We start from the raw sequence: 14498 nt of genomic DNA on the forward strand, positions 1-14498 counted from the left end.
GCCGGCATCGACGCGTCGTCGCATACCATGTGGGCGATCGCGGCGTCAGCAGCGAGCGGTGATCTGGACGGCGTACAGCCGCCGGCATCGACGCGTCGTCGCATACCATGTGGGCGATCGCGGCGTCAGAAGCGCGACCGCCATCTACRCCCTGGYCAAGGCCGCTGTCGGCCAGATCAGCGCCATCTTCACCGAYGCCAACTCCTGCTACCACCTCGCCTTTGCGCGGATCGGCGCGCCCGAACCCCACCAGCAGACCAAGGCGCAGACGCATCTGATCGAATCGTCCAACGCCTCGTTCGCCCGCTTCAACCGCCGAACCAAACGCGCTTCCAAGACCCAACAAATGCTCGAGATCACCCTCGACATCTTCCTCGCCAGAAAACGCCTACAGAGTCCGACGTGAACACTCCCCGCGCAGGCGGGGGTACGGTGAGTTTTTGGCGAAGCTTGCGATTTTCGCAGAAGTCCCGATCAAGTCCGGGGTGACGATAGACTGTTGGCCTGAACAGCTATTCGCTGAATTCACCGACGGTCGTGCGACGTCCCAGCAGGAACGCGTCGTTGACATGGACGAACGGCGACAGGTCGACATCGCTCACCCTGTCGCGCAGGCATTCGGCGAAGCGACGATACAGCCGCGCATATTCGGCCTCGTCGCCGACATCGACTGCAACGCCATCGACCGCCATCTGCGACGCACCCATCGACAGCTTCAGATGGCCGTTATCCGTTTCGACATCGATGTCCCAGGTTTGCGGCCCGGTCTGATCGAAGTCGAATTCGACGCGCACCGGCACCCCAACGGTGTCGGTGAAGTCGAGATCGGCGGCGATCGGCGCGTCGCGGTTCGACGGGAAGCGCAGTTCGGCGGTATCGAGCAGCAGCGGACGCGGCAGGATGCGGGTGATGACCGACAGCGCGTTGATCCCCGGATCGAACACGCCGATGCCCGGCTCCCAGATCCATGCCTGTCCGGGATGCCAGACGCGGACGTCTTCCTTCCAGTTCACCTCGACGCGGCGGATGTTGCGCTCCGCCAGCCACGCGCGCGCCGGCTCGACGGCGGCGGCTTCGCGCGAATGCCACGTCGCGAACAGCACCTTGCCGGCGGCGTCGGCGGCGCGGACAAAGGCCTGCGCCTCGGACAGCGTCGCGGCCGGCGGCTTTTCGATCATGACGTCGAGGCCGTGGTCGAGCGCCTGCTGGATCAGCGACAAACGACCGCGTGGCGGCGTGCAGATCGAAATCGCCTGCACATCGGGGACGGCGGCCATCATGTCGGCGATCGTCCCGAACCCCGGCACACCGTCGGGCGCGCTATGGCCGGTGACGGCCGCGACCAGTTCGAAATCGGGGCTGGCGGCAATATGCGGGATATGCTGGTCGCGCGCGATCTTGCCGATACCGGCCAACGCGATGCGGGTCGGGGCGTTAGCCAACGTCGCTCTCCTGATTGATTATTAGTCCGACATATCAACCGGACCGGCACGTTGCAACCGGGCTTGCGTCAGATCCCGCCGGTCACCGGTTCCCGCCCCGTCGCCCGCAGGCGGTCGGCCAAGTCGGCGATACAGGCGTCGACGACCGCCGTGTCGGTGGCGCGCACGACGAAATTGGCACCGGTGCGACCTTCGCGGAAAAACGGATAGCTGCCGATCGCTACACCATCGTGCGCGCGTTCGACCTCGCGGAGGATGTCGGCGACCTCGCTCTCACCGACCCAGCAGCCGAGCGTTGCCGAAACGACCGGCAGGCCACCTTCCAGCGTACCGGTCAGGCTGTCGAGCATCGCCGCGGCGATGTGCGGCACGCCCGCCATGATGAAGATGTTGCCGATGCGGATGCCCGGCGCGCCCGACATCCGGTTTTCGATCAGCTCGCCGCCCTCCGGCACCCGCGCCATGCGCAGCCGGGCGTCGGTGAGGCCGCCGCGCGTCTCGTAATAGGATTCGAGGATCGCCCGCGCCTTGGGATGGACGATCACCGGCACGCCCAGCGCCGCCGCGATCGAATCGACGGTGATGTCGTCATGGGTCGGGCCGATACCGCCGGTGGTGAAGACATAGTCGTTGCGCGCGCGCAGGATGTTGACCGCCTCGACGATCGCTTCCTCGCGATCGGCGACGACGCGGACCTCGTCCAGCCGGATGCCTTGTACGTTCAGCCATGCGGCGAGCTGGGCGATATTCTTGTCCTGCGTCCGGCCGGAGAGGATCTCGTCACCGATGACGATCAATGCGGCGGTCCAGATACGGTCGGTCATGGCCGCGGACATAGCGTGACGCCCCGCCCTCGCCTAGCACCACTTCCTCGCTTATATGCAGGTTATGACCGAATATCAGACCGTCACCACCGACATGCCGCTGGCCCGGACCGGCGCGATCAAGCTGCACGATGCCGCCGGGTTCGAAGGGATGCGCCGCGCCGGACGGCTGGCCGCGCATATCCTCGACGAAATCACGCCGCACGTCGTGCCGGGCGTCACCACCGCCGAGCTCGACGCGATCATCTTTCGCCTGATGCGCGAGGGCGGTGCGGTGCCGGCGACGCTCGGCTATCGCGGCTATGCCCATTCGACCTGCATCTCGATCAATCATGTCGTGTGCCACGGCATCCCGTCCGACCGGACGCTGAAGGACGGTGACATCGCCAATATCGACGTGACGCCCCTGCTGGACGGCTGGCATGGCGACAGCAGCCGGACCTATCTGGTCGGCAATGTCCCGATCAAGGCGCGCAAGCTGGTCGATGTGACCTATGAATGCCTGATGATCGGCATCGACCATGCCAAGCCCGGCAACCGGATGGGCGACGTCGCGCACGCGATCCAGCGCCATGCTGAATCGCATCGCTATGGCGTCGTCCGCGATTTCTGTGGGCATGGCCTCGGCCGGTTGTTCCATGACGCGCCGGAAGTGATCCATGCCGGTCGTCCCGGTACCGGCCCCGAATTGCGGCCGGGCATGTTTTTCACGATCGAGCCGATGATCAATATCGGTCGGCCCGACGTGAAGATGCTCGACGATGGCTGGACGGCGGTGACCCGCGACCGGTCGCTGTCGGCGCAGTTCGAGCATTCGATCGGGATCACCGAGGATGGCTGCGAGATCTTCACGCTCAGCCCCAAGGGGTTCACCAAGCCGCCCTATCTTTGAGTTCAGCCCCCTATCGGGGAATGACGCAAACTGCCCGAAAAACCGGCACCCTGCCCCTTAGCCGGGCAATATCGACAGTCCCGGCCAAATCCCCGATGATCGTATCCAAGGCGAATCGCCGTTTGGCACGGTAATTGTTTAACGAGATGATAACGACCCGTCCGGGTCGTCACGTCCGAGGGGATCGGCAGGGCGCATGAAGAAGATCGAGGCCATCATCAAGCCGTTCAAGCTGGATGAGGTGAAAGAGGCGCTGCACGAAGTAGGCGTAAGCGGCATCACCGTGACCGAAGCCAAGGGGTTCGGCCGGCAGAAGGGCCATACCGAACTGTATCGCGGCGCGGAATATGTCGTCGACTTCCTGCCGAAGGTGAAGCTGGAAGTCGTGGTCGAGGACGGCCTTGCCGAGCGGGTGGTCGAGGCGATCGCGGCCGCGGCACAGACCGGCCGGATCGGCGACGGAAAGATTTTCGTCATTCCGGTCGAGACCGCCTTGCGCATCCGCACCGGTGAGCGCAACGACGACGCGATCTGACGCAACGCAGCATTATTTCGAATCATGGGGCGTGCCGGGGCGATTGATTGCGCCGGAACGTGGAGTTTCATCCAGAAAGGGCAGTTTCCGATGGCTACTACCGCCAGCACCATCCTGAAGCGGATCAAGGAAGAAGAGATCGAGTGGGTCGACCTGCGCTTCACCGATCCCAAGGGCAAATGGCAGCACCTGACCATGGTCGCGTCGCTGCTGGGTGAAGACGAGTTCACCGACGGCCTGATGTTCGACGGCAGCTCGATCGAGGGCTGGAAGGCGATCAACGAGTCGGACATGACGCTGCGCCCCGATCTGGATGCGGTCTATACCGACCCGTTCTCGGCGACGCCGATGCTGGTCGTGTTCTGCGACGTGGTCGATCCGGTGACCGGCGAACTCTATGCCCGCGACCCGCGCTCGACCGCGAAGCGCGCCGAGGCCTATCTGAAGACCACCGGCATCGGCGACACCGTCTATGTCGGGCCGGAAGCCGAATTCTTCATGTTCGACGACGTCCGGTTCGAAAACAGCTATTCGACCAGCTATTACAAGATCGACGACATCGAGCTGCCGGGCAATTCGGGCCGCGAATATGAAGCCGGCAACATGGGCCACCGCCCGCGCGCCAAGGGCGGCTACTTCCCGGTCGCGCCGGTCGACAGCGCCGTCGACATCCGTGGCGAGATGGTTTCGACGATGATCGAAATGGGCCTGCCCTGCGACAAGCATCACCACGAAGTCGCCGCTGCGCAGCACGAGCTGGGCCTGACCTTCGGCACGCTGACCACGACCGCCGATCGCATGCAGATCTACAAGTATGTCGTGCATCAGGTCGCGCACGCCTATGGCAAGACCGCGACGTTCATGCCGAAGCCGATCAAGGAAGATAACGGTTCGGGGATGCATACGCACTTCTCGATTTGGAACGGCAAGACCCCGCTGTTCGCCGGCGACGGTTATGCCGGGCTGTCGGACATGTGCCTGTATTTCATCGGCGGCGTCATCAAGCATGCCAAGGCGCTGAACGCGTTCACCAACCCGTCGACCAACAGCTACAAGCGTCTGGTCCCGGGCTATGAGGCGCCGGTGCTGCTCGCCTATTCGGCGCGCAACCGGTCGGCGTCGTGCCGCATCCCGTACGGCACTGGTCCCAAGGCGAAGCGCGTCGAAATCCGCTTCCCCGACGCGATGGCCAACCCGTATCTCGCTTATGCGGCGCTGATGATGGCCGGCCTCGACGGTATCCAGAACAAGCTCCATCCGGGCGAGGCGATGGACAAGAACCTGTACGACCTGCCGCCGGCGGAACTCGCGCAGGTCCCGACCGTCTGCGCGTCGCTGCGCGAGGCCCTCGAGGCGCTGACCGCCGACCATGACTTCCTGCTGAAGGGCGACGTGTTCTCGAAGGATCAGATCGAGGCCTATGTCGAGATCAAGTATGGCGAAGTGGCGCGGTGGGAAATGACCCCGAGCCCGGTCGAGTATGATATGTACTACAGCGCGTAAGGCGCGGCGACGACCGCGCCGGTGCGCCCAATGGGCGCATCCGCGCTGTCGGCCGGCCTCGCTCGTCGAGGACCGACGACGTGGCTTTGCCACGTCGCGTGAGATGGAGAAGGCGTCGGGAGTGATCCCGGCGCCTTTTCCTTTGGGGGTGGATCGGGCGATTGCTGCTGTGGTTGGGCTGCATTGCGCGGGGAAAAGCCAACGTCATCGCCGTCCCCCCCGGACTTGATCGGGACCTTTGCGGTAGTACCGATCCCCCTGCCGTACCGCCGCGAGGGGGGAGAGTCCCAAGCGCACGTCGTTGTTTTGCTTGGCTCTGGACCCCTGCCTGCGCTGCGGTACGGCGTGTTTCGCCGAAGCCTACAACTTTTGCGGAAGTCTCGACTTGATCCGAGGTCCCGCCTTTTCACCCACGGCGGAGAAGAAGCGGGACCCCGGGTCGAGCCCGGGGTGACGGATGAGTGGGGCACTGGCCACTACCGGCATCGTCCCAGCGGATGCCAGCATTCCCGCTTGCGGCCCGTCGCGCCTGCCAAGGTGGACCCGAGCCGGCATCACAGGTTACATCCTGATCGTGCAGGCGGGTGCGACTACCCTCCGTCACGACCCTTTACCGCCACACGATCGTCACATCGCCATGCTCAAGCCACGACACCCGCTTGCCATCAGGAACACCGCGCCATGACCATCCTTCTCGATCGCCGAACGTTGCTGGGCGGGTTCGCCGTTGGCGCGGCGGGGCTGACCGTGCCGCCGGCGGCGGCGCGCGAGGAGCAGCGGGGCGGCTGTACCTTCGCCGTGCTCGGCGACTGGGGCCGCGACACGCCCGAACAGCATCATGTCGCGGCGGCGATGGGGCGGGCGGCGGCGGCGGCGCGGAGCGACTTCGTGCTGGCGATCGGTGACAATTTCTACAGCGACGGGGTGGCGTCGGTCGACGACCCGCTGTGGCAGTCGGTGTTCGAAGGGGTCTATACCCATCCGGCGTTGCAGGTGCCGTGGTATGCGCTGCTCGGTAATCACGACTATCGCGGCAATCCGCAGGCGCAGATCGACTATGCGGCGCGCAGCGCGCGGTGGCGGATGCCGGCGCGCTATTATCAGGTCGCCGATGCCGCGCTGACGCGGGCCGACGCCGACCTGTTCGCGATCGACACGTCGCCCTTCGTCGAACGCTATCGCGCCGATGCCGACAAGCCGATCGGCCGCAATACCCTGTCGCAGGACACGAAGCAGCAACTGGCGTGGCTGGACCATGCGCTTTCGCAGTCGCGGGCGAAGTGGAAGCTGGTCACCGGCCATCATCCGATCCGGTCGGGCGGCAGCGGCCATGGCGACCAGCCGGAGATCATCGCGCAGGTGCTGCCGATCCTGAACCGGCACGGCGTGCAGGCGTATATCGCCGGCCACGACCATGATCTGCAGCATATTCGCCGTGACGGGATCGACATGATCCAGTGCGGCGGCGGCATGGAGGCCCGCCCGGTGCAGGCGGTCGAAGGCACCCGCTTCTGCCGCGCCGCTGCCGGCTTCGGCATGGTGCAGGTGGCGGGCGACCTGCTGTCGTTCGACCTGCGCGATGAGGCGGGCAAGAGCCTCTACAATGCATCGGTACCCGTGCGCGCGGTGGCGTAAATCCGCCAAAGGTCACGAAGGTCACACTTGCGCGGTGTTGTGCGTGTTGCGCGCCTGCCGGTTGTTTCGAACGGCACCGGGAGGGTGTGGCGGTTGGTGTGAACCTGTCAAGGAGCGCGGGGCATCCTGACCCGTTCGCGGCGTGTAGGAAAGCGCCGTTGCGATCCGGGGCGGGCGTTCTCGACGAACGCTTCTCGACTTCGCTCGACGCTGCTCGAACCGAGCGGGTTTTGGGGGCCGCCTCAATAATCGCGCGAAACGCGGACGTTGGTGCTCTGGCGGCCGATCGTCGAGATCGAGGCGAGGAGCGACAGCCAGCGGGTTACCTGGAATTCGATGCGGGTCGCGGAATAGCCCTGCCCGTCGGTGACGATTTCTGCATAGAAACGCCGGGTCAGATATTTTCCGGCGGCGACCGAGGTGCCCTGCCCCGTCTGCGGATCGGCGGGCAGGATGCGCAGGCGGTCGAGGCCGGCGGCGCGGCGGACGGCGTTGATCGGGTTCAGCCCGCCCTCGCCATTCTGGAGCGCGGCGACGGCGGCCGCGAGTTGCAGCGCCTCGGGAGCCGACAGGTTGGTGATCGAGGTGCCGAACAACAGCCGTGACAATAGTTCGTCCTCGGGCAAGGCCGGTACGCTCTGGAAGCTGATCTCGGGCCGTGTCGCGGTGCCGGCGACGCGGATCGTCGCGTTCAGCCCCTGCGTGTCGGCGGCGGCGACGATATCGAGCGCGGGGTCGGCGGGGCTTTCGCCGTTGAAGCGCAACGCACCGCGATCGACGCGGAATTCGCGGCCGGCGAACTCGTAATCGCCGCGGACCAGATCGGCGCGGCCGTTGATGATCGGATTGGTCGGCTCCCCGGTGATGGCGAGGTCGGCCGACCATTCGCTGGTCAGGCCGAGGCCGGTAACGATCAGCCCGCCCGGCGCACGCGCCTTCAGGTCGAGCTTCCACGGCACGACGGTGGTGGCGGCTTCGTCGTCGCCATCGGGACGGTTGATCTCGCGGATCTTGAGGCGTGGCAGCGGCGCGGTGGCGGTGGCGCGGCCGAGGCGGTAGCGGCTGCCGTCCATCCGCACCTGCCCCGAAATCGTGCCGCCCGCGCCGTCGCTGCGCACCGCGATCGGACCGGTGACGGTCGCGCCGATCGAATCGGTGTTGATGAGCCGTGCACGCTCGGCATTGAGCGACAGGTCGATGCCGAAGCCGCGCACCGAGGCGAATTCGAACGCGCCGGTGCCGGTCACTCGCCCCTGTCGTCCGTCGCTGGCGGCGAACCGATCGATGACCAGCCGCGACCCGTCGAATCGGCCCTGCGCCTCGACGCCGGTCAGGACGGTGCCGGTGATCGCGCTTTCGATCCGTGCGCCGCTGGAACGAAGGACGCCGCGGATGCGGGGGTCGGCAAGGCGTCCGGTCACGTCGGCACCGACCGCCACCGGGCCGGACAGGTCGAACAATTCGATACCCGTCAGCCGCCACAGCGTATCGGCGGGGCCGCCATAGCGAAGCTGCGCGATCAGCGGCGCGTTGGCGATGCGCGTGGCGAGGTCCCCCTGCCCGAGCGGCGCGAGCCGTGCCTGCGCGCGACCGATCGTCTTGCCGCCGCTGGCCATCACCGCGCGCATCCCGGCACGATTGGCGTCGAGCACGGCGGCGATGCCGACATCGATCGGGGTCGACGACAGCACCAGTCCCGATCGGCTGAGGCCGCGAATGGTCATGTCGACCCGGCCGCTGGGCGTATCACCGGTCAGCGCATAGGCGATCTTGCCCGACGCGGTCCCGCCGAGCCCGAGGCCGGGATAGCCGATGTCGAGCACCGTCAGCGGCATGCGGGCGACGTCGAGGGTCAGTTCGCTGGCGCCCGCGCCGAACGCCCCGCCAACGGTGGCGGTACCGCCGGCAAAGCTGAACCGCGTCGGGGCCAGTCGCCAGCCCTCCCCTTCGCGCCGCAGCACCGCCGGGGTTTCGAGCTTCAGCGGGCGGCGGTCGAGCGTCCCTTCGGCACTGATCGTGTAGCTGTCGGCGGCGACTTGCGTCACGCTCTGGATCGAGAAGGCACGGCCGCGCGATCCGGCGATCGCGGCGCGGACCTCGCCGACACCGTCGACCAGCTTCGCACTGCCGGACAGCCGCGCGATCGACAATTGACCGCGACGCAACCCTTGCGCGGTCACGGTCGCGTCGAGCGTGGTGCCGGTGTCCGCCAGTACGATCCCCGCCTCCAGCCGACCCCGCCGGACCGTGCCCACCGCGCCCAGCCGGGCGCGGGTCGCGTCGAGGGCGATGTCGATGCGCTGGTCGCTGCCCTGCGGACGGAAGGCGATGGTGCCGGTGACGCCGCCGCCATCGACGGTCAGTGCCCCACGGAAACCGTCCGGCACGATGTCGATGCCGCCATTGGCGCGGGTGCCGCTGACCTCCAGTTCGTCGACGGCAACGCGCGCGGTGCCGCCGCTGGGCAGCAGGATGCGGCCATTGGCGATGAACGGGCCGAGCCGCGAACCACCGGTGGCACGCCAGGCGAAACCGTCGGGCGTCGGATCGAGATGGGCGATGACGTCGGCAAGGCCGAGCGTCGCGTTGGGCGAGGCGAACCGCAGGTCGAGCGTGGGTTTCGAGATGTTGCCGTCGAGGACCAACTGCACCGGGCCATAGGTCGCCTGTCGCCCGCTGCCTTCGAAATGGAAGGTGCCGTCGCGGCGACGATAGCCGTTACCGGTGAGCGTCAGGCCGGGCGATGTCAGCCGAGCCCCGCGCAGATACAGGATGCCGTCGCGTCCGCGCTCCAGCCCGGTTTCGATGCGCGGCAGCCCCTGCGTCAGCGAACGGAAGAAGCCGTTGTCGAGCCGGCGGACCTGCGCCAGCCCCCGCCCGACGATGCGGGTGCCGCCGCCGGGGATGGGAACGGCGGTCAGGCGGGTCTGGACGTCGACCAGCCCGAGGCCGGGGATGAGATAGCGTTGCAGCGCGCCGCTGATCCCGACCTCGTACCGGCCGGTCGCCAGTTCGAGCGTCAGCGTGATCCGGCCGTTGAGCTTGTCCGACCGGACGATCAGGTCGTTGCCGACCAGGGTGCGGGTGCCGACCGCCAGCCTGCCGGTGACCGACAGGTTGCGCAGGATGCCGCCGGCGACATCGCCGACCCCGGTGACCCGCGCCGCCGCCAGCCGGATCGGAACGATGACCGGTGCTGTCGAGAAACGCCCCTGCCCGGCCGCGACGACGCCTTCGAACCCGGTCTGGTCGAAGGCCAGCCGCTGCGCGCGCAGGCGGTAGTCGAAGCGCGCGGTCGAAAAGGCGCCGTCGAGGATCGCGCGCAGTTCGATGTCGCGGCCGGTCATGTTGGGGAACAGCGCGGCGGGGCGCAGCAGGCGGGCGCGCAGCCGGAGGTCGCGGAACGCGCTGGTGCCGAGATCGACGATGCCGTCGGCTTCCAGCGCCAGCGCCGGGCTGCGCAGGGCGAGCATACCGTCGATGCGGCGATCGGCGAAGGTCGCGCTGCCGCTGACCCGGACCTGCGGGCTGGTCAGCCGTTGCAGCTTGCCGTGCAACAATGCCGAGGGGGCGAGCGTACCGCCCAGCGAATAGCGGCCGGCGCGGACACCCAGCGCCAGGTCGAGGATGCGGGCACGGCCGGCATCGGCGACGGCGCGACCGTCCCATGCCGACCAGCGGCCATCGCCCGCCACCTCGATCGCGAGCGGACGGCGGATGCCGCTGGCGGTCGCGAGCAGACCATCGGCGACGCTGCGCGCGCGCAGATCGACGTCGAACCGGTCGCGATCGGGTTCGGCATCGAGGTGCAGGCGGAGCCGGTCGCTATCGGCGATATCGAGCGCGAGGTCGACCAGCGCCCGGCCCGACCGGATATCGGCCTGTCCGGCAAGGCGACCGACCCGCGCGGTGCCGGTCACCGCCTTGGCCAGTTCGAGCCGCTCGACGCTCAACCGGCCGATGCGGATGTCGAACCCCGGCAGGATCGGGCCGCGCCGTCCGGTCGCGGCGGGCTGCGGCAGCTTGGCGAGGATCGCGCGCGGGAGGTGCAGGCTGGTGATCGACAGCCGGTTCGACCAGAATTCCCATGGTCGCCAGTCGAGTTCGGCGCTGGGTGCGCGCAGCACCAGCCCTTTTGGATCGTAGATGCGGACGTCGATCAGCCGCGCACGGTTGTAGATCGACCCGTCGATCCGCCCGATGCGATACCGCATGCCGTTGGCGGGTTTGAGCGTCGCGATCCGGTTCGCGATCAGCCGGTGGCCGGGACCGGTATCGATCGCGACCAGCAACCCGGCGATGGCGATGACGATCGCCGCCACCAGCTGCGCAAGGCGGCGGCCCCAGCCGATCCGGCGTTTGGAGACGGATTCGGGTGCCGCTTCCGTCAAAAGGCCTGCCCCAGCGAGACATAGACCGCGATGCGCGGGTCGCCGCGCTGCGGGTTTACGGGCGTGCCGACGTCGATGCGGATCGGGCCGAAGTTGCTGTAATAGCGCACCCCGATGCCCGCGCCGTAGCGCATGCCGGTGAAGCGCGGCAGCGTCGAGGTATAGATGTTGCCTGCGTCGAGGAACGGCACGACCCCGAAATTGCCGAAGGCGCGGACACGAGCCTCCAGCGAGAATTCGGCGAGGCTGCGGCCGCCGATCGGATCGTTGTTCGGATCGCGCGGGCCGATATCCTGAAAGCCGTAGCCGCGCACCGATGCGCCGCCACCGGCATAGAAACGCCGCGAAGGCGCGACCGCATCGCGCGGCGCGCCGAGGATCGAGCCGATGCGGGTACGCCCGGCGAGGACGACGCGGCCGGTGACCGGGCGATAGACGCTCGCGTCGATCTGGGCTCGGGTATAGCCGAACACCTGTCCCTGTAGCGACAATTCGGGGCTGATGCGGCCGCCCAGCCGAAATCCCTTCGTCGGATTTAGCAGATCGTCCGATCCGTCATAGTTCAGGCTGCTGGGCAGCGCGCCGATGAAATAGGTGCGGCGGCGGGGTTCGCCGGTGGCGACGATCACGTCGCGTTCGTCGGTCGCGACCAGTTCGCCGCCCAGCGACCAGGTCCAGGTTTTCTGGAAGAAGATGTTGGTCTGCCGCTCCAGCCCAGCCGACAGCGAGACGGTGTTCGCTTCGAAGGCGTTGCGGACGAGGTGGGTCGCGGCGACCTGCGCGGTGAGCACCCGGTCGCGGCCATGGAAATTGTTGCGGCGGAAGGTCACCGCCGCGACCTGTTCGAGGGTGCCGAGCACGCCGCGCAGCGTCAGCGCCCCTTCGGGCGGGAACAGGTTGCGGTGGGTCCAGCTCGCCTCGACCCGCGCGCCTTCGCCGGTGCCATAGCCGAGTTCGCCGGCCATGGTGCGCGGCGGCGCGGGCTCCATGGCGAGGTCGAGGTCGACGGTGCCGGGCGTGGTCCCCTCGACCGGGGTCAAGCGGACCTGCGAGACGAGGCTGGTCTGGACGATGGCGCGGCGCAGATCGTCGACCAGCGTCGAGTCATAGGTCTCGCCGGGTTTGAACCGGGCGATATCCTGCGCATGGTCGCCGTCGAAGATGCGGTTGGGCGTCGTGACGATCCGGCCGAAGCGACGCTCGCCACCCGGCGCGACGGCGATGTCGAGCGTCGCGGTGCGGGTGGCATGGTCGACGGTGATCTCAGGCTCGCCGACCTTGGCAAAGGGAAAGCCCTCGCGGCCGATCGTTTCGGTCAGCTTGTCCTGTGCGGCGACGATCGTATCGCCCTGTACCGGGGTTTCGGGCTTGACCGCGAAGGCGTCGCGCAACTCGGGAGCCTTGTCGCCCGCCGCGGCGATACCGGGGGTGCGGACCTGTGCGAAGCGGTAGAGCTGGCCGGGTTCGACCTCGAGATAGACGATCAGCCGGTCGCCTTCGGGACGGACGCTGGTCGCGATGCGCGCATCGAAATAGCCTTCGTTGCGCAGCAGTTCGTCGAGGAGCCGCGCGTCTTCGCGAGCGCGGCGATCGATCTGCGCGGCATTGGCGGGGTCGCCTTCGTTGGCGCGCAGCGTCGACAATTCGTTGAACCGCTGTCGAAACAGATCGGCATTGATGCCGTCGATGCCGGTGATGCGGTAATTATAGCGAAATTCGCCGCCGGCCCGCTGCGGTCCGGCAGTCGCATCGGGATCGGCGGGAGCGGTCGACAGGTCGGGCCACGCGACGCCGATATCGGGCAGGTCGGCCATCGGCGAGGTCGGATCGAGCGACGTTTCCTGCGCGAACGCCGCCGGGCCCGCAAAAGCGAGCCATCCGGCGCTCAACAGCACAGCAAGCCGGCAGCTCGACATGACATGATCCTAGCGGAGCAGCACGCCCCCCGCCAAGGGCCAAGCTTAGTGAATCGTGCCCCAAACGCCGGGCCGCGCGAGCAATGTGACGAGCCGCGCGACCTGTCGCCAGCGACAGAACTGGATCACATTGTCGTTGTCGCGGGCATCGGCGGCACGCGAAACGGCTTCGTCGGCGGCGCGGGTGCCGAAATCGGAGATCAGTTCATGCGCCGTCGCCAGATCGGATGCGTCGGAAATATAGGGCGGCAAGGCGATCGAATCGAGCATGATCCCGTCTGTAACACGGTTCGTGCCGGAACCGTACCGAGCGCGGTGGCGGCGGGGGACGATGGTTACCATGCCACGGCCGGTCCCGGCGCGGGACGATCAACCGTGCCGGAACGGTACGGGCGGGACGCGGTGGCGCGGGTGCCGCGACTGTGGCAGAGATCGGCGATGAACAGACCTTCGCAGAATCCCAAGGCGGGCGGGATGCCGATCGCGCTCGGCACGCTGGGCGGTGCCATCATCGGCGCGGTGTTGGGCGAGGCGACGATCGGGTTGCTGGTCGGGCTGGCGTTAGGGGTCGGAATTGCCGTGTGGATCTGGCGGCGCGAACAGGTCTGAAAGTTGGCGAAGGTTACACTACGTCATGATCGTGTGGCGGGTGGATCGGCCTGTTTGCAATGGGTTAGGTAGGGTTGCCAGCGGATAAGGTGACACGCGGCGCCTTTTCGATTTCGGACACTTCACGGAACGCCGCGACCTTCGCAAATACTGCGCCTGTAGGAAATGTTACAGCGAGCGCGACAGCCAGACGACCCGGCCGATGATATCGGGCGGGGCGGTCAGCACGATCGGCGGGTAGGCAGGGTTGTCGCTGACCAGTTCGACGCCGTCGCGGGTGCGGGCGAGGCGTTTGACGAGCAGGACGCCGTCGTGACGCACGACATGGATCGCCCCCGACACGCCGCGCCGGTCGCCGCGATCGACGAGGATCGCATCGCCGTCCGATAGGGTCGGCAGCATCGAATCGCCCGCCACGGTGATCATCGACGCATTGTCGGGGCGGACCCGCAATTGGCGAAGCAACGCGGCATCGATGCGCAACGCGCCGTCACCGCGGTCATCCTCGACCAGCCCCCCCGGCCCGGCCGACGCGGCCGCATCGATGCGGGGAATCGCGATCAGCGGGTTTTCGGGCGGGCCGCCGAGCAGCGATTCGGCGACGCCGAGATAGCGGGCGAGCGTTGCCCGGTCCCCCTCCGCCAACCGTCGCGGCGAACCACGTTCGATAAATTGCTGTAAATACGCAGGGTTACGGCCCAACGCGCGCGAAAGCTCGGACAGGCTGACGCCCCGCCCCCCCGCCAACCGC

The 14498-nt window shown here is 67.3% G+C and carries 12 protein-coding genes; 6 read left to right on the forward strand and 6 right to left on the reverse strand.

The features are described from left to right. Nucleotides 1–58 precede the first annotated feature (58 nt). Nucleotides 59–406, forward strand: a complete 348-nt coding sequence (locus tag ASE70_RS14925) for an IS1 transposase (protein WP_056506389.1) — start codon at nt 59–61, stop codon at nt 404–406. Between the two features lie 106 nt (nt 407–512). On the opposite strand, the gene ASE70_RS14930 is transcribed toward ASE70_RS14925, so the two are convergent. Together ASE70_RS14930 and ASE70_RS14935 are read right to left on the reverse strand one after the other, a co-directional pair. Beyond that, nucleotides 513–1442 carry a Gfo/Idh/MocA family protein gene (locus ASE70_RS14930; RefSeq protein WP_082451054.1) on the reverse strand — a complete coding sequence of 310 codons (930 nt, stop codon included), beginning with the start codon at nt 1440–1442 and terminating at the stop codon, nt 513–515. A gap of 68 nt (nt 1443–1510) precedes the next feature. Beyond that, nucleotides 1511–2266 (reverse strand): competence/damage-inducible protein A, encoded by a 756-nt coding sequence (locus tag ASE70_RS14935; RefSeq protein WP_082451055.1) that lies wholly within the window; start codon nt 2264–2266, stop codon nt 1511–1513. Between the two features lie 64 nt (nt 2267–2330). On the opposite strand from ASE70_RS14935, the gene map reads away from it, so the two are divergent. The 4 genes from map to ASE70_RS14955 all read left to right on the forward strand — a co-directional run bounded on the left by map (nt 2331) and on the right by ASE70_RS14955 (nt 6831). After that, nucleotides 2331–3158: a type I methionyl aminopeptidase gene (map, locus tag ASE70_RS14940; RefSeq protein ID WP_056506396.1), complete on the forward strand. Its 828-nt coding sequence runs from the start codon at nt 2331–2333 to the stop codon at nt 3156–3158. A 196-nt stretch (nt 3159–3354) separates the two neighbouring features. Then, entirely contained in the window at nt 3355–3693 is a 339-nt protein-coding gene (locus ASE70_RS14945) for a P-II family nitrogen regulator (RefSeq protein WP_055759592.1), read from the forward strand. A 90-nt stretch (nt 3694–3783) separates the two neighbouring features. Next, nucleotides 3784–5196 carry a type I glutamate--ammonia ligase gene (glnA, locus tag ASE70_RS14950; protein WP_056004512.1) on the forward strand — a complete coding sequence of 471 codons (1413 nt, stop codon included), beginning with the start codon at nt 3784–3786 and terminating at the stop codon, nt 5194–5196. A gap of 681 nt (nt 5197–5877) precedes the next feature. After that, nucleotides 5878–6831, forward strand: coding sequence for a metallophosphoesterase (locus ASE70_RS14955; RefSeq protein ID WP_056506398.1), 954 nt, complete (start codon nt 5878–5880; stop codon nt 6829–6831). Between the two features lie 242 nt (nt 6832–7073). Here the strand turns inward: ASE70_RS14955 and ASE70_RS14960 are convergent, their stop codons facing one another. Genes ASE70_RS14960 through ASE70_RS14970 form a run of 3 tightly spaced genes read right to left on the reverse strand, consistent with a single transcriptional unit; the run spans nt 7074 to nt 13408 of the window. Continuing rightward, a complete protein-coding gene (locus ASE70_RS14960) occupies nt 7074–11222 on the reverse strand; it encodes a translocation/assembly module TamB domain-containing protein (RefSeq protein WP_200925655.1) in 4149 nt (1382 codons plus the stop codon). Continuing rightward, nucleotides 11219–13138, reverse strand: coding sequence for an autotransporter assembly complex protein TamA (locus ASE70_RS14965; RefSeq protein ID WP_056506403.1), 1920 nt, complete (start codon nt 13136–13138; stop codon nt 11219–11221). The genes ASE70_RS14960 and ASE70_RS14965 overlap by 4 nt, the downstream gene beginning before the upstream one ends. Nucleotides 13139–13183: 45 nt before the next feature. Continuing rightward, on the reverse strand, nt 13184–13408 hold the full coding sequence (locus tag ASE70_RS14970; protein ID WP_056395149.1) for a hypothetical protein: 225 nt from the start codon (nt 13406–13408) through the stop codon (nt 13184–13186). Between the two features lie 168 nt (nt 13409–13576). Between ASE70_RS14970 and ASE70_RS20455 the strand changes: the two genes are divergently transcribed. Beyond that, nucleotides 13577–13747, forward strand: a complete 171-nt coding sequence (locus ASE70_RS20455; protein ID WP_200909446.1) for a hypothetical protein — start codon at nt 13577–13579, stop codon at nt 13745–13747. A gap of 168 nt (nt 13748–13915) precedes the next feature. On the opposite strand, the gene ASE70_RS14975 is transcribed toward ASE70_RS20455, so the two are convergent. Then, entirely contained in the window at nt 13916–14392 is a 477-nt protein-coding gene (locus tag ASE70_RS14975) for a S24 family peptidase (RefSeq protein WP_235519980.1), read from the reverse strand. Nucleotides 14393–14498: the final 106 nt, after the last annotated feature.

Origin of the sequence: Sphingomonas sp. Leaf22 (assembly GCF_001421715.1) — a bacterium.
Classification (GTDB): domain Bacteria; phylum Pseudomonadota; class Alphaproteobacteria; order Sphingomonadales; family Sphingomonadaceae; genus Sphingomonas.

Excerpts from the sequence above, each read along its gene's own strand:
- ASE70_RS14970 (WP_056395149.1), bottom strand. The coding sequence starts at position 13,408 with ATGCTCGATTCGATCGCCTTGCCGCCCTATATTTCCGACGCATCCGAT.
- ASE70_RS14965 (WP_056506403.1), bottom strand. The coding sequence starts at position 13,138 with ATGTCGAGCTGCCGGCTTGCTGTGCTGTTGAGCGCCGGATGGCTCGCT.
- ASE70_RS14955 (WP_056506398.1), top strand. The coding sequence starts at position 5,878 with ATGACCATCCTTCTCGATCGCCGAACGTTGCTGGGCGGGTTCGCCGTT.
- map (WP_056506396.1), top strand. The coding sequence starts at position 2,331 with ATGACCGAATATCAGACCGTCACCACCGACATGCCGCTGGCCCGGACC.
- ASE70_RS14935 (WP_082451055.1), bottom strand. The coding sequence starts at position 2,266 with ATGACCGACCGTATCTGGACCGCCGCATTGATCGTCATCGGTGACGAG.
- glnA (WP_056004512.1), top strand. The coding sequence starts at position 3,784 with ATGGCTACTACCGCCAGCACCATCCTGAAGCGGATCAAGGAAGAAGAG.
- ASE70_RS20455 (WP_200909446.1), top strand. The coding sequence starts at position 13,577 with ATGAACAGACCTTCGCAGAATCCCAAGGCGGGCGGGATGCCGATCGCG.
- ASE70_RS14945 (WP_055759592.1), top strand. The coding sequence starts at position 3,355 with ATGAAGAAGATCGAGGCCATCATCAAGCCGTTCAAGCTGGATGAGGTG.